The sequence below is a fragment of the Streptomyces sp. 4F14 genome (assembly GCF_048159485.1).
Classification (GTDB): Bacteria; Actinomycetota; Actinomycetes; order Streptomycetales; family Streptomycetaceae; genus Streptomyces.
On record NZ_JBLRVY010000041.1, the window covers coordinates 49,172 to 69,768 of the forward strand.

Consider the following 20,597-nt stretch of genomic DNA (forward strand, 5'->3'; position numbering starts at 1 on the left):
TGGGGGTCAGGAGTGTGAGATCAGGAGGGGCGATTCACGCGTCGATCTCGACGCCGCCGAACGGAGCTCCGCCGTTCAGGACGCGCTCCTCCGGCGGGATGGGGGCGAGACTCACACGTACGTCGATGCAGGTCGGGCGGCGGGCCGCGAGGGCCGCCTCGATCGCGGGGCGCAGCTGGGCCAGGTCGGTGACATCGACGCCGTCCGCGCCGAGGGCTCGTGCCACGCCGCTGTAGGAGCCGTTCTCCAGGAGGTTGTTGGTGACGCGGTCCTGTCCGAAGAAGAACTGCTGGGTGTGCAGGGTGGCGCCCCAGGCCCGGTTGTTCAGCACGATCACGACGACCGGAAGTCCCGCCCGGACGAGGGAGTCGAACTCGGCGAGGCTGTAGCCGACGGCGCCGTCGCCGGTGACGAGGATCGTCGCCTTGTCGGGATTCGCGTATTGCGCCCCCAGCGCCACACCGAAGTTGCTGCCCATCGCGCTGAGGTAGCCGTGGCCGAGGTAGTGGGCCAGCGGCGCGAGCGCGATCGTCTCGGAGAGCCACAGCTCGGTCAGAGCGCCGTCGACGACCACGGTGGACTGGTCGGGGACGGTCTCGGCGATCGTACGGACCGCGAGATACGGGTGGATCGCGGCTTCCTCGTGCTGCTCGGTCTCTTCAGCGAGCGCGGACCGCCGGGTGGCGGAGATGTCCCGCAGGGCCGTGAGCCACTCCTCGCGTCCCGAAGGCACGCCGCTGTCGCTCAGCCGCTCGTTCAGCAGGCCGATGGTGCCGATGGGGTCGGCCTGGACGCCGAGTTCGACATCCTGCAGACGGCCCAGCTCACGGCCGTCCGGGTCGATCTGGAAGATCCGTGCGCTCTTCGGGAGTAGGCGTCCGGTGCCGAATTGGGTGGCCATGCCGAAGCGGAGTCCGAGCATCAGGACCAGGTCGGGACGCTCGTCCTCGGGGACAGTGGCCAGGGTCTGGAGGAGGCCGACGTGCTGTGCGGAGCCGGCGATCGCCCCGAGCCCCTCCCAGTCGGAGAAGAGGGGCACTCCGGTGCGGGCGGCGAACTCGTGCAACTGTGCCCGTGCCTCGGCGGTGACGAAGGATTTCCCAACCAGTGCGATCGGGCGCCGGGCTGTGCGAAGGGCCTCGATGATGCGGTCGACGGCACCGGCTGGGGATGGACCGGTGCCGTCGACCTCGACGCGGTAGTCGTCGACAGCGTCGACGTCCACCGACTGGCGCAGGACGTCCCAGGGAATGTCCAGGAGCACCGGCCCCTTGGGCTCCGACTGCGCGATGCGGATCGCCTGGGCGACCAGACGCGGGATCAGCTCGGTGCGGGTGACGCGGTGCGCGAACTTGGTCACCGGGGCCGCCATGGCGACCTGGTCGAATCCAGCCTGCTGGTCGTTGACCTGGTCCGTCTCCAGAGGGCCCGAGCCCGCGATGTACAGGACGGGGGTCCTGTCCAGATGGGCGTTGGCGACCGAGGTCAGGACGTTGGTGAAGCCGCCCCCGGCCGTGACGACGGCGACGCCCAGCTGCCCGGTGACCCGTGCGTATCCTTCGGCCGCGTGGCCGGCGTTCATCTCGTGCCGTACGTCGACGACCCGCAGCTTGGCGTCCAGGGCGTCCTGGAGGATGCCGTCGATGTGCGCTCCGGGCAGACCGAAAGCCACGTCGACCCCGGCTCGCCGGAGCGTTCTGACGACGAGCCCACTACCGGTTGCGGTTGCCATGCGATGGTCCGCCTCTCTGGACGTACTCGGGGTTTCGACAAGGGGTGCTAGGACCCAGGCTCCGAGGCCGGGCCGCTTCTCGGGCCGCCTGTGCCGCAGTCTGGGTGGGGTCGTCGGGTACGACAATGGCTGTGTTCGTTGGACGGCCAATGTCTTGATCGGTATCGCCCGGTCGTGACCCCGCCGACCGGGTTGTTCGCGGAAGCGACCTCAGGTTCCCGGCATCCTGAGCACGGCCTTGATCACCCGCCCGGACCCGGTCTCGGTCCACACGCGGGCGAAGTCGCTGAACGGGAACTCCTCGATCATCCGGTCGAAGGGGAACCGACCCGCCCGCCAGTACTCGACGAGCTGGGGGATCAGCACGTGAGGGTTGGCCGAGCCTCCGATGATCCCTTGGAGCCTGCGTCCCCCGGCGAGGAGAAACCCGTGGTCCGGGAGCCATTCGCTCGCGGGTGCCACCACGTAGCCAAGGGTGCCTTCGACAGCGAGGCACGTCGTCGCGGTCGCGTAGACGGACGGTACGTCCGCGGTGACGTACGCGAAGTCGAAGCCGTCGGGGTCGATGTCCCGCAGCGCCTGTTCGGCACCGGCGCCGCACAGAACGGTGTCCGTCGCCCCCAGCTCACGGGCGAGGTCGAGCCGGGGCCGGTTGATGTCGACGGCGACGATGTGCCGGGCACCCGCGAGACGGGCCGCCATGACGGCCGCGAGCCCCACACCGCCCGTGCCGAACACCGCGATCGACTGTCCGGGGCGAAGCCGGAACGACTCCAGGACCGAACCCGCCCCCGTGATGACACCGCAGCCGAGCGGTCCCATCAGATGCAGCGGGACGTCCTTCGGCAGGAGGACCGCGCTCCGTGCGGGCGCCAGCGCGTACGTCGCGAAAGAGGACTGCCCGAAGAACATCGCCGCGACCCGGTCACCGTCCCGGCTGACCGGTGAGCTGCCGTCGAGTCGCGCGCCACCGAAGGCCACCCGCATCGCCTCACGGCAGTAGGTGGGCCGCGCGTCGAGACAGCGGGGGCACACACCGCAGGAGTTGCCCGAGAGCACCACGTGGTCACCGGGCACGAGCCGCGTCACCCCGGCCCCGACCGCCTCCACGACGCCCGCGCCCTCATGCCCGAGCACGATCGGGCGAGGAACGGGCACCCCACGGCCGTTGTGCGCATTGATGTCGGTGTGGCAGATGCCGGTTGCCACGACGCGCACCAGGACCTCGTCCGGCCTCGGTTCACCGAGGTCGACCTGCTCCAGTTCGGGGGCGGTCCGGCTGTCGCGTGACACCGCCGCGGTGATCCTCATGAGACGGCTGCCTCCGGGTCGTACTCGTAGATCCAGCCGTTCTCCCTGAGCGGGTCGGCCTGCGAGTACTGAAGGTCGCGTGCCTGCTGCTCGGGGCCGTCCGGCAGGTGGTTGATGTGTGACCGGCTGTGCGACACGTCTTGGAGGCGGGCCGTGCGGCGCCGGCGCAGTTCCTCGTAGCGGGCCAGCGCCGTGATCGGGTCGCCCGGGTCCGCCGCGAGGCACAGGGACAGCACGGCGCCGTCCTCGATCGCCTGGGCCGCGCCCTGGGCGAAGAACGGGAACATCGGGTGGGCCGCGTCGCCCAGCAGGGTCGCGTTGCCGCGGTTCCAGCGGTCGAGGGGCTCACGGTCGAGCAGCGCCCAACGCCCCGGCGTCTCGGCCGACTTGATCAGCTCCACCAGGCGGGGATCCCAGCCGGCGAACTCGTCGAGCAGTTCCTGGACCGTCGCGGTGGCCGTCCAGGACTCCACGCTGTCGGCGCCGGCCGGCGCGAAGGCGACGAGGTTGACGTAGTCCTCTCCGGAGACCGGGTAGTGCACGAGGTGGTGTTCGGGGCCGATCCAGAGGGTCTGGGCTCGCCGCTTGGCGAAGTCGGGTGCCTTGGGGGCCGGTACGAGGGCCCGGAAGGCGCAGATGCCCGACTCCCGCGCCTGGGTCGGGCCGACGATGGCGCCGCGCACCCGGGAGTGGACCCCGTCGGCGCCGATGAGGATGTCCGGGCGGATTGTCTCACCGTCCTCGAAGCGCAGAACTGCCTGGTCGCCTTCGAACTCGACGGAGACGCAACGCCGGCCGAGGTGGAGGGAGCGCTCGGGGACGGCCGACCTCAGAGCGTCCAGCAGGTCGGCGCGGTGGGCGGCGTAGGTGTGCTCGCCGTACAGGCGTATGCACCCCTCCTCCAGGTTCTCCGCCGAGAGAACGGTGCCGTTCTGCCAGCGTCGGAACTCCCAGCCGATCTCCAGGCGGACCGCGCGCTTGATGAACCGGTCCAGGACGCCGAGACGTCGCAGCAGGCGGGCGGCGTTGGGAGCGATCACCAGGCCGGCGCCGACCTCGGTCAGGGCGGACGCCTGCTCGTAGACGTCACTGTCGAAGCCCTGGTCGCGCAGGAACGCGGCGGCGGCGAGGCCTCCGATGCCACCGCCGAGGATCGCGATCTTGGGGCCGTCTTGTCTGCTCATCATGCTCCTAGCGTTCGACACACTGACCATTCGAAGAACCTACTTATCCATTCAACGAACAGAGGAGGTAGGCTGACTGCGGTCACGAGCAGTGAAGGAGAGGTCCATGCCTCGCGCAAACGAGCCCGGCCGGACTGTCAGCTCCCGACTGTGGGACCTGCTGTTCGCCTTCGACCCCGACCACACCGAGCTGACCCTCGCCGACCTGGTCAGGCGCACCGGCATGCCGCACGCCACCGCGCGGCGACTCACGCTCGAACTCGTGGAGGCCGGTGCGTTGGAGCGCACCAGCGACAACCGCTTCGCGATCGGCCTGCGGCTGTGGCGTCTCGGCACACTCGCACCCCGCGCCGAGACGCTCCGCAGCGCCGCCCAGCCGTTCGTGGAAGACCTGTACACGGCTCTGCGCCAGCATGTGCAACTGGCCGTCCTCCAGGGCGACCAGGCCGTGATCATCGAACGTCTCTCGGCGGTCAACGCCGTCGGGCTCACCTCGCAGGTCGGTGGCCATCTGCCGCTGCACTGCTCGGGTGTCGGCAAGGTGCTGCTGAGCCACAGCAGTCCGGAGTTCATCGACCAGGTACTGGCGGGCAGGCTGCGGCGCTTCACTCCCAGGACGATCGTCGACCCGGCCGAACTCCGTCGCGAACTGGCGTCCTGTCGCTCGACCGGGACGGTTGTCGTCAAGGAGGAGCTCAGCGAAGGCGCCGAGTCGGTCGCGACACGCATCGTTGACGGCCGCGGCCAGGTCGTCGCGGCGCTGTCCGTCGTGGTGGCCGCAGGCTCGATCAAACTGCAGGCGGCCGTTCCCTCGCTGGTCGCGAGCGGACTGGGGCTGTCACGGAGCCTCGGCTGGCGGCCGGGCATTCCCATTCGCTCGTGGTGACCTCGCGCGCCGCGGGGAAATCGGCGCGTCATGCCGCAGGTTGCCGCCGGGAGAGCTGCATGTGCCCGAGCCGCCACCCCTCGTCGGTCGCGAACCACACCCGGGTGACCACCGCCTGCACCAGAAACGGCGGCAGGTCGGGCACGCGCCGGCTGCTCATCTTCTGAAAGCACGTCACGATGGCCCGCCCCTCCTGTTCCCGGCAGGTCACCTCGCTGGTCTCGGCCTCGAGAGTGGCTCCCATCGACGCGTTGTGGGCGAGGAAGCTCTCGCGGTCGTGGACGTTTCCGACCGGCCCGTGCACGATCACGCAGTCGGGGAGCATGAGCGCACGCTGCTCCGCGTCCCCTTTCGTGATCGCGACGAGCCACGCCGCCTCTACGTGGGAGACCGTGTCCGTTCGGAGGACATCGTCCTTGCTGTCCGGCGCCGACTGTGTCGTGGTCATGGTGCGACTCCTGTCCGAGTGGGTCGTGTGATCGTTGTGCGGGGTACGGCGTCGCCCGCCGCGGCTCCTCCCGGAGAGGAGTGGCGACGGGCGCCCCGGCTTGCTGCCTTGGTCAGGCACCGGCCGCTTCGTCGAGCGGTCGGTCGTCGAGGGTGCGCGGATCGTCGTCGAGGTGCGTCTCTCCCGGACCGCCTCGCCCGGCCGCGAGGGTGAGTGCCGCGGCCACGAGAGCGGCCACACCGCCGAGCACGTACGCGTGGGAGTAGCTGTTGCTGAGGGCATCGAACGCGACGTCCTTGAGCGGGTTGAAGGGGATGACCTGACCGTCCGGCGAAGTCACGGTCGCCGGCACCGAGTTGGCGCCGAGCGGCCCCGAGGCGACGGCATGCACCGCGGCCTCCAGCTGCGGTCTCTGCTCCGCGGGGGCATGGGCGGGAGCGGCCTGGAAAGCCTCGTACGCCTTACTCAGGGCGGGATTGCCGGCCACCTCGCGGGCCATCTCCTTGGCGGCCTGGCCCAGGGCGACGGCGCCCGCGATCGCGGGGCCGAAGGCGAACCCGAGATCCCGGAAGGTGCTCGTGGCACCGCTCGCCATCCCGGCGAGGTGATTGGGCAGCGCGTTGACCGCGACCGCGCTCATGGCGGCGAAGGCGAGCCCCGAGCCCGTGCCCGCGAGAATCAGCGGCCCGACGATGGAGCCCAGCGCCCGGTCGCTCGCCGGAACCCCGGCGAACCACAGCCCGCCGACCCCGATGAGCGTCAGGCCCGCGAAGAGAACCCACCGCGGGTTGTAGCGCTCCAGCAGCTTCGACGTCAGAGGCAACAGCACAAGGCCGATGCCGCCGAAGAAGAGGTAGGCGATGGAGCTCTTCAGCGGGCTGAATCCCTGGACGGTGGTGAGGCGGATGCTGGTGGAGTACATGATCGCGAGGAAGCCGAACATGCCGACCAGGGTGACCACCGAGTTGACGGCGAACGCCCGGTTCTTGAAAGCGCTCAGGAGGAGGAGCGGCTGGGCGACCCGGCCCTCCACGAAGACGAACAGAACGAGGAACACGCCCGCGGCGATGAACGCGATGACGATCTGCGGGCTACCCCAGCCGCTCTCGGGACCTTGAATCACCGCGTACAGCACAGCGAACAGGCCGAGCGCGGCGGTGATCTGTCCCGGCCAGTCGAGGGACCGGCCCTCGGGCGCGGCGGAGTTCTGGGCGAGGGTCAGTGACAGCAGCGCGCTGGCCGCGGCGATGACGAGGACACCGACGTAGGCCCAGCGCCAGTTCCCGGTCCCGTCCCAGCCGGTGTGGATCTTGGCGGCGACGCCTGCCAGCAGCGGTCCGAGGAAGCCGCCGATCGAGAGCGCGGCGGCCCAGACCGCCACGCCACGCGCACGGGTGGCGGTGGTGTGCGTGCCGGCCGCCACCATGGCGAGGCTCGTCGGGAAGATGGCCGCGGCCCCGATGCCGCTGAGGACTTGGCCGATGATCAGCATCGTCACCCGGGTGTCCGTCGACGAGCCCTCACCTGGCACCAGGACCGCGACGGCCGAGCCCACGACGATGAGCGCGGCTCCCCAGACGAGCAGGCGCTTGCGGCCGAACAGGTCACCGAACACGCCGAAGCCCAGTTCCAGCGCGGCGACGGGGATGAAGAAGGCGTCGACGATCCACGTCAGCTGCGCCGAGGACGGCGCGAGATCCTGCTGGATCAGCCCGGTGATGAGCGAGGGGACGGAAAGGGCCATCTGCGAGAGGCACACGGCGAGCACCACCGCGGCCAGCGTGCCCGGCCTCAGGGTGTATCTGCCACTCTCCCCGCTTGCCTCGGCGGGTGAATCGATCTGGACCATGGACGACTCCTTGCGCGCGGCTCGCGCTGCTGTCGGAACCGGCGTTCGCCGCCGGACCTTGTTGGGGGGCGCTTCTGTACGGCCATGCGGAAACACCGCTGCCGAACCGCCCGGGGCCTGCGCGGACCGCCTCCGCGTGGCTCTGCGACCAACCCTGATTCAGGTCGCCCGGCGTCAGGACCGACGTGCCGAGCAGCGACAACGTAGGAAGTGACCGCCGTCCCGCTCAATGGACATGTTCGTTGGACGAACAAGCCACTCCGCTGGACGACGGTGTTGATCAGTTCTTGGAGTGCTTCGGGTGGGAGCTTCGTCGATCAAGGTTCGGGTGGCTGGTGGGCTTCAACAGGCAGGGGTGTGGCGAACCAGGTGTTCCAGCAGAAGCTGAACGCCCAGTTCGCGAGGGCCTGGTGGCGGCGGGCCGCGACGTCGCAGCGGACCGCCACCGGCCACAGGACCGAAGTCGTGCTCGCCATCCAGAACGAACGCGAATGGGAGGCCTTCTGCCGGCACGTCCTCAGGCAGCCCGGACTGGCCGACGACCAGCGTTTCAGCACGGGCAGCCTGCGCGTGGCCGATCGTGCCCTGTTGGAGGCCCGGATCACGGAGGCCTTCGCTGACCTCTTGAGAGCCGCCGTGGAACAGCGGCTCATCGAGGGCAGAATCGCCCACGCACGCATGCGCGAAGTGATCGGCCACCCGCACTCCTGACGCGGGATCGGCGGACGAAGGCCGACGTGGGTGAGCACACCGACGCGATCCTCCAAGAACCGGGCTACGACCAGGAAACGCTGCGGCGACTACGGCAGGAAGCTGCAGCGTAGTCGCTCGTGCTCCGGCGCCCGCAGGAACCCGACCTGGGAGGCCTCCTCTGAGGTCCGGATCCCCGCCCCGGAGAACGTCGCCCGGCGGGTGGGCATCACGGCGGGCGACCAGACCGCAGGCACCAGATACGAGTTCCTGGCCGATGTCCGGCCTGCGCGGCTCACGGTCAGCCGGGAGCCCATGGCCATCACGGCGCGACGCCGATCCTGCTCCCGGAGATGGGTCCGCTCGCAGACAAGGGCGTGGTCGAGCGGCTGCGCGCGATCGGCGTCGACATCGAGACCTGGGTGGAAGTGCCCCGCGCCCCCCAGAGCAATCCGCTCTGCTCGGCATCGATGTCGGCGACCTGGCGCAGTCCCTTGAGCGGACTCCGCGCGGCGCGAAGCACGCGGAGTCCGCTGCCGAGCTGCTGTCAGATATTGAGTCTCCTGCTGAGATTCCGTTTGATGCGGTCTGCTTCCCAGCAGGTAATCGGTTCAGTGCGAGCCGACACCGATCTCGGTGACGTGCAGATCGGTGTACGCCTCCAGCGCCCACGGACCGTTCTCCACTCCGACGCCGCTCCACTTGACGCCGCCGAACGGCGCGTCCGGTGAGGGAAGACCGAACGTGTTGATCTTGACACGGCCGGTCTCAAGGCGAGCCGCGACCGAACGAGCCCGCTGGAGATCGGTCGACCAGACCGAGCCGGACAGCCCGTACATCGTCGCGTTGGCGCGTTCGACGGCCTCGTCGAGGTCCTTGTAGGCGAGGACGGGCAGGGCGGGCCCGAACTGTTCCTCGTCGACGATCCGGGTACCTTCCCGGACGTTGCCGAGGACGGTCGGTTCGAAGAAGTACCCGTCGCCCGGGAGACGGTTGCCACCGGCCGCGATGGTCGCGCCCGCGGCCCTCGCCTCCTGGACCAGGTCCTCGACGTGATCGCGCTGGAAGTCGGTTGTCAGCGGGCCCATTTCGACGCCCGGCTCCAGGCCGGAACCGACGCGCGCGGCGCGGGCGCGGTCGGCCAACGCGTCGAGGAGCCTGCGGTACAGGCGCTCGGGTACGTAGACACGTTTGGTCGCTTCGCAGATCTGGCCGGAGTTGGCGAAGGCGGACTGGAATAGCGGCTCGACGACGGCGTCGATGTCGGCGTCGTCCAGAACGATGGCCGCGTCGTTGCCGCCGAGTTCGAGTGTGACGCGCTTGAGGTCGTGGGCAGCGGCGACGCCGACCGCCTTTCCGGTCGGGATCGAGCCGGTGAAGGCGATCTTGCGGGGGACGGGGTGCGACACGAGCTGCTGGCCCAGGGGTTCGAGACCGCTGATGACGTTGAGTACGCCCGGTGGCAGTGCGGCGCTGAGCAGGCGACCCAGTGCGAGCGTGGTGAGGGGGGTGTGGGGTGACGGTTTGAGGACCATGGTGGCGCCGGCAGCCAGTGCGGGGGCGATCTTCCACACGGCGAGCAGGATCGGGGCGTTCCACGGGGTGATCGCGGCGGCAACACCGATGGGGCGACGGGAGATCTCGATGGTCCGGTCCGGCAGGGTGCGGACGGTGCTCGCCGGGAGTTCGAGGTCGGCGAAGTAGTCGAGCCAGGCGGCGGAAATGATGATCTGACCGACAGCGTGCTGGACCGGCGCACCGTGCTCCCGGGTGAACTCCGGGCCCAGCTCCGGGGCGGAGTTCCGCATGATCTCGGCGGCCTCGTGCATGGCCTTGCGTCGTGCTTCGTGGTCCAACGCCCAGGACTTCTGGGCGCGTTGCGCGGACCGCATGGCGCGGTCCAGTTGAGCCGGCGAGCACTGCGGCGCCGACCCCATGGGGGCGCCGGTGGCGGGGTCGAGGACGTCGAACGCGCCCTCGCCGGTGACGGCCTCGCCGTCGATGGTCATCACAGAGTCGCTCGTCACTGAGTCGGTCATGGTTCGCCCCTTGTGTGAGTGAAGTCGGCGGCGTCAGTAGCCGGCCACGAGGTCCGTGTCCACGCCGATCGGGCCGATGTCGCCGGCGCCGCCCGGTGTTCCGAGGGCAGCGTCGCGGCCCGGCAGCGGCTCGTTGAAGAAGCGGGCGTTGTCGGGGATGAAGGCGCGTTGGTCACCGGTGAGGAGTCGGTCCAGGTCGATGGCCTGCTCGGGGCAGGCCGGCTTGCAGGCGCCGCAGTCGATGCACTCGGCCGGGTTGATGTAGAGCTTCCGCTTGCCTTCGTAGATGCAGTCGACGGGACACTCGTCGATGCAGGACCGGTCCATGACGTCGATGCAGGCGGGGCCGATCACATAGGTCATGTCGTCTCCTCGGCCGGGCCGGCCGGTGTGTCGGTGGAGTGCCCCGGGAAGACGGTCTCCTCGGGGTTGATGTGGACCGCCGCGTGGTTGACTGCGGTGGCCGCTTCGCCGAAGCCGACGGCGAGCAGGCGTACCTTGCCGCCGTAGTCGGTGATGTCACCGGCCGCGAACACACCCGGCATGCTGGTCCGCATGGCGGCGTCGACGCGTAGGTAGCGGTTGTCGGCGAGTTCGAGTCCCCAGGTGCGCAGGGGCCCGAGGTTCGCCTTGAATCCGAGGGCGGCGATCACGGCGTCCGCCTCCCTCTCACTCTGCGTGGCGTCCGGGCCGGTGATCGTGACGCTCTGGACGCGGCTGTCCCCGTGCACCTTGGTGATCTGGGCGTCGGTGATGACGTCGACTTTCGAGCGGTTCAGCTGGTTGACGGTGTGGGCGTGGGCGCGAAAGGCCGCGCGCCGGTGGACGAGCGTCACGGTGCGTGCGATCGGTTCGAGGGCGAGGGCCCAGTCGCATGCGCTGTCCCCGCCCCCGACCACGACGACGTGCTGATCCCGGTGCAGTTCGGGTTCGGGTACGAAGTACGAGACGCCGGAGCCCACGAGGTGCTGTCCGGCCTCCAGTGGGCGGGGTGTGAAAGTCCCTATGCCGGCGGTGATGACGACCGCGCGGGTGTGGAACGTCGTGCCGGCGTCCGTGCGCACCTGCAGAGTGCCGTCGGCCTGCGGGCTCAGTTCCGTCGCGCATTCGCCCAGCACGTACGTCGGATCGAAGCGGGCGGCCTGTTCCATGAGGTTCTCGACGAGGGTCCGGCCCCGTACCGAAGGGAAACCGGCGATGTCGTAGATCGGTTTCTCCGGGTAAAGGGCGGTGACCTGGCCGCCCGGCTCGGACAGGGAGTCGACGATAGCGGTGCTCAGGCCGCGGAAACCGGCGTAGTAGGCGGCAAACAGGCCGACCGGCCCGGCGCCGACGACGAGCAGGTCGCTTTCGATGGGGGTCACGGGGTGCTCTCAGTTCAGGGAATCAGGACGGGCTTGACGACTCGCCCGCTCTCGGAGGCCTCGGCGGCGTCGTTGATCTTGTGCAGGGGGAAGCGTTCGATCAGCTTGTCGAACGGGAACACGCCGGCCTGCCACCACTCGATCATCTGGGGGATGAGGACGTCGGGGACGGCGTTGCCCTCGAGGACTCCGGTCAGCCTGCGCCCGAACACGATCGGCCACCCGGGCAGCCGCAGTTCGTCGGCGATCGCGGCCAGGGCACACGTGCCGCCCTGTGCCAACGCATTGACAGCGGTCGCGATCACCGCTGGCCTGCCGGTGGTGTCGAAGGCGCAGTCCACACCCGAGGTGATCTGCTGGAGCTGGTCGAGCAGATCGGGAGCGGCACCGTCGAGGGCGTGTGTCGCGCCGACCTCCCGGGCCAGCTCCCGGCGTCCTTCGACCAGGTCTACCGCGATCACCGCGCTCGCCCCGCAGATCCGGGCGGCCATTACGGCGGCCAGTCCGACCGCCCCGGCGCCGAAAACCACGAAGGACTGACCGGGGCGTACCTGAAGGACGTTGACGACCGCTCCGGCACCGGTCTGGAAGCCACAGCCCAGGGGGCCCAGAATCTCCAGGGGCAGATCCTCAGCGACCTTGACCACGTTGTTCTGACTGGCCACGGCGTAGTCCGCGAAGGACGACTGCCCGAACCAGGAGTTGTTGACCTCTCCGCCCGCGGCGTCGGTCAGCACGGCATGCTGACGGGAGAGGGCAGGGCCGTTGTTCCGGTCGACCCAGGTGGCGCAGAAGTAGGGACTGCCGCTGAGGCAGTTCTTGCAGCCGCCGCAGCTGTCATAGCTGATGACGACCGGGTCTCCGGCGGTGACCTTGGTGACCTGTGAACCGACGGCGGCCACCACACCGGATCCCTCGTGCCCCAGGACGATCGGGCGGGCCCCCTCCCCCATGGGTCCGCGCAGCACCAGGTCGGTGTGGCACATGCCGACGCCGGCGATCTTCACGAGCACGTCGAGCGGACCGAGTGGTGACAGTTCGAGCTTCTCCAGCGTGAAGTCCTCGTTCGTGTCCCGGACCACCGCGGCTTCGACCTGAGGGGGCAACTGAAACAGAGTAGACACCGTCGTCTCCCAAGCATTGCGGGCCAGTTACCGACACCGTACTGGAATGACGCTCTAATATGGAAGACGTACTAGTGTTGCGTTCTAGAATTATTCTCGACCTGAGGCCTTGCCGGGAATAGCGAACCGGCGGCCCCGCCCGGCTGTTCACACAGCGGGAAGCGGGACCGCCGGAAAGGGATCGGCGACCGGTGGAACTGTTATTCGGCGCTGCCCATCTTGAGGATGAGCTCGGCGAAGTACTCGATGACCGCGTTGACGGTGCGCCGGTCCTCGATGTTCACCAGCTGCGTCGCGGCGCCGTACAGCAGTCCGTACAGGGCATATCCGGTCGCCTCGGGCAACGGTGGCTCACCGATGGTGATACCGAGCGAGCCGCGCAGGAAACGCGCCCTGTGCTCGCGCGCGTGGGCGGCCTCCGGGGCCGGGCCTTCGAGAAGAATGCCGACACGGTCGATGTCGCGCTGCTTCCAGGTGTCCAGGAGAAAGGCCTTGGCGCCGGCGACGTAAATGCGCAGCGGGTCCGTCTCGCCCGCGGCGATCGCCTTCTTCGTCGCGCGTTCCGACACTTGTCTGTGGCGGTCGAGCGATGATTCGGCGAGCGCGCGGAAGACCTCTTTTTTGCCCCCGAACTGGTGGTAGATGCTGCCGACGCTGACCCCCGACTCCCTGACGATGTCGTTGATGTTGGTGTCGTCGTAACCCTTCTCGTTGAAGAGCTGACGAGCAGCGTCGAGGACGGCCTTCTTCGTCCCGGCCGACCGGCGCCATTCGCCCTTTCGTTCCCCGTTCCTGTCGGCCAGCTCGCCGGACGTTCGGGAGGTCGATGCGGGGCTCACTGTGAGGTCAGTCCTCCTTCAGGGATAAGGCGGTCGGCCCTGTACCTGGTCTGACCGCTGACCACAAGTTTACCCGCGGGCCATGCCGCCGGGGGGTGCCGCTCGTGCCCGCGGGCCGCGCGCGAGCGGCGATTTCGGTCCGGCGCGCGCTCACACGGTGACGAACAGCCCGTCGGACAGGACCCGCTCCCCTCGTTGGTTGTCGACGACGAACGGGTGCTCACGACCGGTCCCCCACACCGAGACGACGAGGTCGTCGCCGGGGTAGGCCGGCGCGGAGAACCGGCCACTCAGGCTGGCGAAGGCGGCCGTGTCACCGTCGGCGAACTCGTTCAGCAGCAGTCGCCCTACGATTCCGTAGCCGCACAGGCCGTGCAGAATCGGCCGGGAGAAGCCCGCCGCGCGGGCGTACCCCGGGTCCGAGTGCAGCGGGTTGACATCACCGGTGAGCCGGTAGAGCAGTGCCTGGTCGGTGCGTGTGGAGGCGTGCAACGTGCGATCCGGCTTGTCCTCGGGTGGCGGGGTGCGGCCGCTGGGTCCGCGCCCGCCGCCCCAGCCGCCGTAGCCCCGGAAGAAGAGGGACTGGCGGCAGGTGACGTAGGCCTGGCCGGTCACCGCGTCGGCGGTGACCGCCTCGGTTTCGATCACGGCCGCCTTGCCCTTGTCCCAGACCGCGGTGACCTTCCCCGACGTGATCACCTCTGCCGCCGTCGGCAGCAACCGGTGCTGCTCGACCTCCTGCGTGCCGTGCAGCATCCGTGAGAGGTCCACGCCGTCGATCTCCGTGACGAGGCCGACCCCGACCCGGCAGCCCTCGATGACGCCGAAGGTCGGCAGGACCCGCTGGGTGACCCCCTTGGTGTTCTCCGTGGTGAACTGCAGTTCCCGGCCGGGGTCCTCTCCGCCCGCCCCTACGGCCACCGCGTAGAGGCGGGTGTCACGGTCGGTCCAGCTTCCCTCGGCGGTCTTTTCGAGACCGACGAGGTCGTCGTTGATCGGCATGGTCAGCTCGCAGGTGTCGGCTGGGGAATACCGGGGATGAGCCCGGGTTCGTAGTGGTCGGGCCAGCCGCGCAACGCGGCTGCCACCGAATCGACGGTCCAGTCCTCGTCGGCGTGCGCGGACTCGGCCGGCGTCCAGGCCGTGTAGCGGTGGATCTCACGTCCGAAGACGCCGTATATCTGGGAGTTGGAGGTGCACTCCGGACTGAGCAGCCATGCGACGAGGGGCGAGATGTGGGCCGGTGACAACGAATCGCCCATGGCCTCGGCACTGCCGGGGCTGCCCGTGGTCAGACGCGTCCTGGCGATCGGCGAGATCGAGTTGACCCGGACGCCGTAGCGCGCGAGCTCGCGGGAGGCGGAGACGGTCATCAGCGCGATGGCCGCTTTGGCTCCTCCGTAGTTCACCTGTCCCACGTTGCTGTGGAGTCCGGAGATCGCGGTGGTGGTGACCACGGAGGCGTTGACCTGCTCGCCCGCCTTGTGCCGGCCACGCCAGTACTCGGCGGCGTGCCGCAGGATGTAGAAGGTGCCGTACTGGTGGACCTTGATGATGTCGTCCCACTCGGCCTCGGACATGTTGACCAGCATGCGGTCGCGGAGGAATCCCGCGTTGCACACGATCCCGTCGAGCCGGCCGTAGGTCGACAGCGCGGTGCCGACGATCTGGGCCGCCGAATCCCATGTGGTCACCGAGTGCGAGTCGGTGACGGCCTGACCGCCGAGCGCGCGGATCTCGTCGACGACGTCGTGTGCGGGGCCCTTACCGTCCTCGTCGAGGTCGTTGACGACCACCGACGCCCCTTCACGGGCGAGTAGGAGCGCGTGTTCCCGGCCGAGCCCTCGCCCGGCTCCGGTCACGACGATGACGCGGTCCGTCAAACTGCCTGACATGCTGTTCCTCTCCTGCGCGAGCGATGCGCGCGAATGGGCTCGGGGGATTCAAGGGCCTGTCCCGGCGCCGTCCTGCCGGGCACGGCGACTCACTCGGGGTAGAGCCGGACGGGCAGGTACTTGATGCCGTGGAAGAAGTTGCTCTCGTTGAACACCGGCTCGCCCACGACGCTGTAGTCGGGGAACCGCTGCAGCAGTTCCTCGAACACGACCCGCAACTGCAGGCGCGCCAGCGGGGCGCCGAGGCAGAAGTGCGGGCCGCCGCCCCCGAAGGCGAGGTGCTCGTTCGGCTTCCGGTGGATGTCGAACCGGTCGGGGTCGGGGAAGACGCTCGGGTCACGGTTGGCCGCGCTGTAGTACAGGACGACCCAATCGCCCTTGGCGATGCGCTTGCCCCCGATCACCGTGTCCTGGGTCGCGGTCCTGCGGAAGTGCGACACGACGGTTCCCCAGCGCAGCATCTCCTCCACGGCGTCCTTGAGGAGCTTCGGGTTCTCGATCAGCTCGCGTCGCTGATCGGGATGTTCGGCCAGCGCACGAACACCCGCGGTGGTGGTGTTGCGGGTCGTTTCATTGCCCGCGGTCGCGAGGAGGAAGAAGGTCTCCCGTTGCTGCTGCCAGTTGAGCCGTTCCCCTTCGATCTCCGCGCCCATCAGCTTGGACACCAGGTCGTCGGTGGGCGCGTCAGCCCGCAGCCGCTGCATGCGTTCCAGGTAGGCGAACATCTCCGCCGTCGCCGCGCCGGCCTTCGCCGAGTGTCCGGTGCCCTTTTCGAAGTCGATGGTCAGGTCCGAGATGTCGGAGACGGCGTCGGTCCACTCCGTCAGGAGGTGCTGGTCGCTGCGCGGGACGCCGAGTACGTCGCCGATGACGCGGATCGGCGTTTTCGCCGAAACCTCGTGCACGAAGTTGAACGGTTCACGGCGTCCGGCCACCTCGTCCAGCACGGCGACGGTGATCTCCCGGATGTAGGGCTCGGATTCGCGGACCAGCTTCGCGGTGAACGCGGTACTCACGAGCGCCCGCATCCACCCGTGGTACGGATCGTCGGCGCCGAGCATCGAGAACGTGTCGAAGTCGCTGATCCCCGTATCGAGCGTGGCCTCGGTTATTCCGTGGGCCGAGGAGAACAACTCCGGGTGGCGCGAGACGTGGACAATGTCGCTGTGGCGAGTCAACGCCCAGAACGAGCGGTTGGCGAACGGGTTCGCCGGGTCGGCCTCCTGCCAGTGCACCGGGTCGTGTTCACGAAGGTGGTGCAGTGCCGGATGCGGGTCGCTGGTCCAGAGGTTGACATCGGTGAGGTCGATCCGGTCAGTGTCAAAGGCGTGGGCGTCGGTCATCGGACGGTCTCCTCGGCTCGGCGCGCCGCGAAGGCGCGGAGGTTGACGGTCGGGTCGGCCAGCAGTTCGCGATCGATCCGCTCGCCGCGAAGGCTGGATGAACTCAGAAGCTGACGTGCCGCCATGTGGTCGGCGGTCGCGTCGATCGATTCGGCGGCGACGAGAGCCCCGTCGCGCAGGTGGAACGCGGTGAACGGGCCGCCGGCCGGATCGCCGCGCGTCACGATCTCCTCGCCGTCGCTGGCGCCGTCACCGCTGCCGACCAGCCCGGCGATGGTGAGACGCCGGCCGGCCTGTTCGCTCCAGAACCACGGCACGGCGGTGTAGGTGGGGGCCGGTCCGCCCGCCAGCCAGGCGCCGATCACACGCCCTTGGTCTGACGCGTTCTGCACGGACTCCAGCCGCACCGAGGTACGTGCGGCGACATCGAAGATGCGCGCGCAGTCGCCGGCCGCGGCGACGCACGGATCGCTGGTCAACAGGTCCGGCCCGACGATGATCCCGTCGGATGTCGGCAGCCCCGCGTTCGAGGCCAGCGACACATTTGGCCGCACCCCGACGGCGACGACCACCAGGTCCGCGCGCAGCGACCGTCCATCGGCGGTGACCACGCCGCCGACGCGGCCGTCGGGTCGGGTCTCCCAGGCGCGCACCGACTCGTCGAGCCTGATGTGCACGCCGTCCTGCTGGTGCGCCCGTTCGAGCACGGCCGCGACCACACCCGACACGCCCCGTCCGAGCACGCGATCCGCCGCTTCGAGCACGGTGACCTGCTTGCCCAGGGCCCGCATCGTGGACGCGACCTCGAGGCCGAGGAATCCGGCGCCGACGACGACCACGTGAGTCGCCTCGGCGGCCATGGCCCGCAGCCGGTTCGCGTCCCCGAGGTGGCGAAGCGTCATGACACCCGGGGGCGGGGCGGCGACCGGGAGTTCTCGTGGAGTGGCTCCCGTGGCCAGGAGGAGACGGTCGTAGCGCAGTCGTTCGCCGTCGGCCAGGAGTACGTCGCCGACCGTACGGTCGAGGGCGGTCACCCGGACTCCCGTGCGGACCTCGATGGACGCGTCGGCGTAGAAGCGCGGCGGGCGCAATGCCAGCCGGCCGTCGTCCAGGCCGTCGCGAAGGTGCTCTTTGGACAGCGGCGGCCGCTGGTAGGGCGGCTGGGGCTCGGCTCCGACAACGACCAGCCGACCGCGGTAGCCGTACTCCCGGGCCGAGGCCGCGGCCTGGATGCCGGTCTGGCCGGCACCGACGATGACGACTGTCTCCATCAAGCCGCGCCTCCTGAGAGCAAATGGTTTTGGAATTAAATACTAGAATTACATTCTAGTCAATCGGTTGGCTCCGAGAGCTGGAGCAGTCGGATCGCCTGGGACGGGCAGATCCGCACCGCATACTCGGCCACCTCCCGGAGCTCCTCGCCCGGCTCCGGTTCCTTGACCACCACGAGGCCGTACTCGTCGTGGCCGAACAGCGCGGGCGCGACCGCCGAGCACTGCTGTGACGCGATGCAGCTGTCGGCGTCACCCTCGACGCGATACCCGTTCACCGGACTCCCGCACACTTCCGAAGCACGCAGGACACCCCCTTTCCTCACTACCGTGTCAGTATTGTGTTCTAGAGAAATGTTCTAGTACCACTCGGACCGTACCAGCTCAGAGCATTGACCGACACCCGTTGACGACCTCACTCCGGGATGCCAGTATCAGAGTGTCATTCTAAAACTGGCCGGAGGGTGCCAATGAAGCCGCTCGAAGGACTCCGCATTCTCGACCTCACCGCCGGTCTGACCGGTCGCCTCGCCAGCGGGCTGCTGGCGGACTTCGGTGCCGACGTCATCCGCTACGAGGCGCCCGGCGACGATGCCGTACCGGAGCCCGAGTCCGTCTTCGCGGACCATGCCAAGACCGTCAGGCACCTGACGTCGTCTGGCGCGGTGCCCGCCGACGAACTCGCAAGGGCCGACGTCCTGTTCGTCGACCGACCGGACGACGTGCCGACCGGGACTCACGACCGTCTGATCGTTGCCGTCACACCGCCCTACACGTCCGACCGGACGCCGTGGGCGGGCGGCCGGGAGTCGGCGGAACTGCTCCATGCGCACTTCGGGTTCGCCGCCGTCCAGGCGTCCAATTCCGGCAAGCCCGTCGACCACGTCTACCCGTACATCACCGTCGTCCAGGGCGTGTGGGCGGCTACGTGCGTGACGGCCGCGCTCCTGGAACGCGAGACCTCCGGACGCGGCCAGACCGTGGAGGTCAGCGGTGCCCACGCGGCCAACGTCTTCCTCGGCTTTCTCTACGCGCGGGACGAGGGCCCGGACCCGTCGCGCGCGATCGGCCCGGGCGGGCTGAACCCGCTCTACACGCGCTACCAGGCCGCGGACGGTCGGTGGGTCTTCGTCGGCGCTCTGGGTCCCAAGTTCGCCCGGGCCACCCTGGAGGTGACCGGTTCGCTGCACCTCCTGGACGACGTGCGCGTGGGCGGACGGCTCGACGGGCTGTGGGACCAGGCCAACTACGCGTGGGTGCGCAGGCATTTCGCCGACTACTTCGCGTCGAAGCCGGCCGACGAGTGGATCGCCCTCCTCGAATCGGCCGACATCCCCTGCACCATCGTCCGCAGCCGGGAGGAGTGGTTCGCCGGCCCCCAACTGGCGGCCATCGGTATGGTCCGGGAGATCGATCACCCCCAGCTCGGCCGTGTCCGCATGCCCCACGTGCCGATCAGCTCGCTCCAGGAGCGCCGCACCGATCCACTCCCGCAGGCGGCCGCGTCCGGACGCGGTCCGCTGGACGGCGTCCGGATCACCTCGCTCGGCACTTTCGTCGCAGGCCCCTACGCCGCCGCGCTGCTGGCCGAACTGGGTGCCGACGTCGTCAAGGTGGAGCCGCCGGACGGCGATCCCTGGCGAATGACCGGCTTCGTCTACAACCGCGCCACCCGAAGCCTCGCCGTGGACCTGAGCACGGCCGCCGGCCGAGCCGCCTTCGACGACGTGGTACGCGGCAGCGACGTCCTGATGAACAACTTCCGGCTCGGGGTCATGGAGCGCTTGGGACTGAGCTTCGACCGGTTGGCCTCCCTGAACCCGCGCACCATCAGCGTCGGCGTGACGGCCTACGGCGAGAGCGGACCCCTGGCCGCGCGACCGGGATACGACACGGTCCTGCAGGCGGCGGCCGGAATCATGACCGCACAGGGCGGCGACGGTGAGCCGGTGCTTCTCTCACTGCCGGTCTACGACCACACGACCGCCGTGGTCGGAGCGCTCACCACGGTCCTCGGGCTGCTCGACCGGGCCCGCTTCGGCACTGTCCGCCAGCTGTCGACATCCCTGGCCGCGACGTCCGCCTTCCTGCAACTGTCCGCGCTGACCGACTACGCCGGCCGGCCCGCGCCCGCCACGGGCGGCGAGGACTTCACCGGCCCGGACGCCGTGAACCGCATCCATCCGACGAGCGACGGATTCGTGCGCGCCCAGGCTGATCCCCACACCGTCGACATCGACCCGGCGACTCTCACCTCGTCACTGGCCGACCGGACGACCGACGAGGCCCTCGCCTGGTGCGCGTCGCACGGCATCGCCGCGGTGAAGACGCGCACGCCGGGCGACGTGTGCGCCGACCCCTACCTGCACGAGCACGGTCTGCTGCACCGCGCCGTCAGCGTGTCGGGGAAGACCTACACCCAGCCCGGCCGGTTCGCCACGTTCTCCCGCACCCCGCAGAGTCCCCACCCCGACGCCCCTGGGCTGGGCGAGCACACGCGGGACGTGCTCACCGAAGCCGGCTGTGCCCCCGAGCGGATCCGTGCCCTGGAGAACGACGGAGTCGTCGTCGCCGGGGGCCCGCTCGATCTCGTGTTCTCCCCCCTCTACCGCTGACCCGACC

18 protein-coding genes are annotated in these 20,597 nt (G+C 69.3%); 3 read left to right on the plus strand and 15 right to left on the minus strand.

Annotated features, from left to right (window positions below; all coding sequences use genetic code 11):
* Positions 1 to 34 precede the first annotated feature (34 nt).
* From ACLZOT_RS44940 to ACLZOT_RS44950, 3 genes are all read right to left on the minus strand, one after another.
* Complete coding sequence (locus tag ACLZOT_RS44940; protein ID WP_416975043.1) at positions 35 to 1,732, minus strand: thiamine pyrophosphate-binding protein; 1,698 nt, start codon at positions 1,730 to 1,732, stop codon at positions 35 to 37.
* Positions 1,733 to 1,942: 210 nt separating this feature from the next.
* Complete coding sequence (locus tag ACLZOT_RS44945; RefSeq protein ID WP_416975044.1) at positions 1,943 to 3,043, minus strand: NAD(P)-dependent alcohol dehydrogenase; 1,101 nt, start codon at positions 3,041 to 3,043, stop codon at positions 1,943 to 1,945.
* Complete coding sequence (locus ACLZOT_RS44950; protein ID WP_416975045.1) at positions 3,040 to 4,230, minus strand: FAD-dependent monooxygenase; 1,191 nt, start codon at positions 4,228 to 4,230, stop codon at positions 3,040 to 3,042. The genes ACLZOT_RS44945 and ACLZOT_RS44950 overlap by 4 nt, the downstream gene beginning before the upstream one ends.
* A 103-nt stretch (positions 4,231 to 4,333) precedes the next feature.
* Here ACLZOT_RS44950 and ACLZOT_RS44955 point away from each other — a divergent pair, with 103 nt between their 5' ends.
* Positions 4,334 to 5,113 (plus strand): IclR family transcriptional regulator, encoded by a 780-nt coding sequence (locus ACLZOT_RS44955; RefSeq protein ID WP_416975046.1) that lies wholly within the window; start codon positions 4,334 to 4,336, stop codon positions 5,111 to 5,113.
* Between the two features lie 28 nt (positions 5,114 to 5,141).
* Here the strand turns inward: ACLZOT_RS44955 and ACLZOT_RS44960 are convergent, their stop codons facing one another.
* Positions 5,142 to 5,561 carry a nuclear transport factor 2 family protein gene (locus ACLZOT_RS44960; RefSeq protein WP_416975047.1) on the minus strand — a complete coding sequence of 140 codons (420 nt, stop codon included), beginning with the start codon at positions 5,559 to 5,561 and terminating at the stop codon, positions 5,142 to 5,144.
* Positions 5,562 to 5,673: 112 nt separating this feature from the next.
* Positions 5,674 to 7,410, minus strand: coding sequence for an MFS transporter (locus ACLZOT_RS44965; RefSeq protein ID WP_416975048.1), 1,737 nt, complete (start codon positions 7,408 to 7,410; stop codon positions 5,674 to 5,676).
* Positions 7,411 to 7,794: 384 nt separating this feature from the next.
* Between ACLZOT_RS44965 and ACLZOT_RS44970 the strand changes: the two genes are divergently transcribed.
* Complete coding sequence (locus ACLZOT_RS44970) at positions 7,795 to 8,121, plus strand: CoA transferase (RefSeq protein ID WP_416975077.1); 327 nt, start codon at positions 7,795 to 7,797, stop codon at positions 8,119 to 8,121.
* 590 nt (positions 8,122 to 8,711) lie between these two features.
* Here ACLZOT_RS44970 and ACLZOT_RS44975 read toward each other — a convergent pair.
* The 10 genes from ACLZOT_RS44975 to ACLZOT_RS45020 form a co-directional block, all read right to left on the minus strand.
* Positions 8,712 to 10,139 carry an aldehyde dehydrogenase family protein gene (locus ACLZOT_RS44975; protein WP_416975049.1) on the minus strand — a complete coding sequence of 476 codons (1,428 nt, stop codon included), beginning with the start codon at positions 10,137 to 10,139 and terminating at the stop codon, positions 8,712 to 8,714.
* Between the two features lie 33 nt (positions 10,140 to 10,172).
* Positions 10,173 to 10,502 (minus strand): ferredoxin, encoded by a 330-nt coding sequence (fdxA, locus tag ACLZOT_RS44980; RefSeq protein WP_416975050.1) that lies wholly within the window; start codon positions 10,500 to 10,502, stop codon positions 10,173 to 10,175.
* Entirely contained in the window at positions 10,499 to 11,503 is a 1,005-nt protein-coding gene (locus ACLZOT_RS44985; RefSeq protein ID WP_416975051.1) for an NAD(P)/FAD-dependent oxidoreductase, read from the minus strand. Before ACLZOT_RS44985 ends, fdxA begins: the two co-directional genes overlap by 4 nt.
* A 14-nt stretch (positions 11,504 to 11,517) precedes the next feature.
* Positions 11,518 to 12,627, minus strand: coding sequence for an NAD(P)-dependent alcohol dehydrogenase (locus tag ACLZOT_RS44990; RefSeq protein WP_416975052.1), 1,110 nt, complete (start codon positions 12,625 to 12,627; stop codon positions 11,518 to 11,520).
* Positions 12,628 to 12,827: 200 nt separating this feature from the next.
* The gene (locus tag ACLZOT_RS44995; protein ID WP_416975053.1) at positions 12,828 to 13,466 is read right to left on the minus strand and encodes a TetR/AcrR family transcriptional regulator; all 639 of its coding nucleotides are present in this window, start codon (positions 13,464 to 13,466) and stop codon (positions 12,828 to 12,830) included.
* 150 nt (positions 13,467 to 13,616) lie between these two features.
* Positions 13,617 to 14,468, minus strand: a complete 852-nt coding sequence (locus ACLZOT_RS45000) for a MaoC/PaaZ C-terminal domain-containing protein (RefSeq protein ID WP_416975054.1) — start codon at positions 14,466 to 14,468, stop codon at positions 13,617 to 13,619.
* Positions 14,469 to 14,470: 2 nt separating this feature from the next.
* Positions 14,471 to 15,361 (minus strand): SDR family NAD(P)-dependent oxidoreductase, encoded by an 891-nt coding sequence (locus ACLZOT_RS45005; RefSeq protein ID WP_416975055.1) that lies wholly within the window; start codon positions 15,359 to 15,361, stop codon positions 14,471 to 14,473.
* Positions 15,362 to 15,450: 89 nt separating this feature from the next.
* Positions 15,451 to 16,704 (minus strand): cytochrome P450, encoded by a 1,254-nt coding sequence (locus ACLZOT_RS45010; RefSeq protein WP_416975056.1) that lies wholly within the window; start codon positions 16,702 to 16,704, stop codon positions 15,451 to 15,453.
* Positions 16,701 to 17,975 (minus strand): NAD(P)/FAD-dependent oxidoreductase, encoded by a 1,275-nt coding sequence (locus ACLZOT_RS45015; protein ID WP_416975057.1) that lies wholly within the window; start codon positions 17,973 to 17,975, stop codon positions 16,701 to 16,703. Before ACLZOT_RS45015 ends, ACLZOT_RS45010 begins: the two co-directional genes overlap by 4 nt.
* A 59-nt stretch (positions 17,976 to 18,034) precedes the next feature.
* On the minus strand, positions 18,035 to 18,253 hold the full coding sequence (locus tag ACLZOT_RS45020) for a ferredoxin (protein WP_416975058.1): 219 nt from the start codon (positions 18,251 to 18,253) through the stop codon (positions 18,035 to 18,037).
* Positions 18,254 to 18,445: 192 nt separating this feature from the next.
* On the opposite strand from ACLZOT_RS45020, the gene ACLZOT_RS45025 reads away from it, so the two are divergent.
* Positions 18,446 to 20,590 (plus strand): CoA transferase, encoded by a 2,145-nt coding sequence (locus tag ACLZOT_RS45025; protein WP_416975059.1) that lies wholly within the window; start codon positions 18,446 to 18,448, stop codon positions 20,588 to 20,590.
* The last annotated feature ends 7 nt before the right edge of the window (positions 20,591 to 20,597 follow it).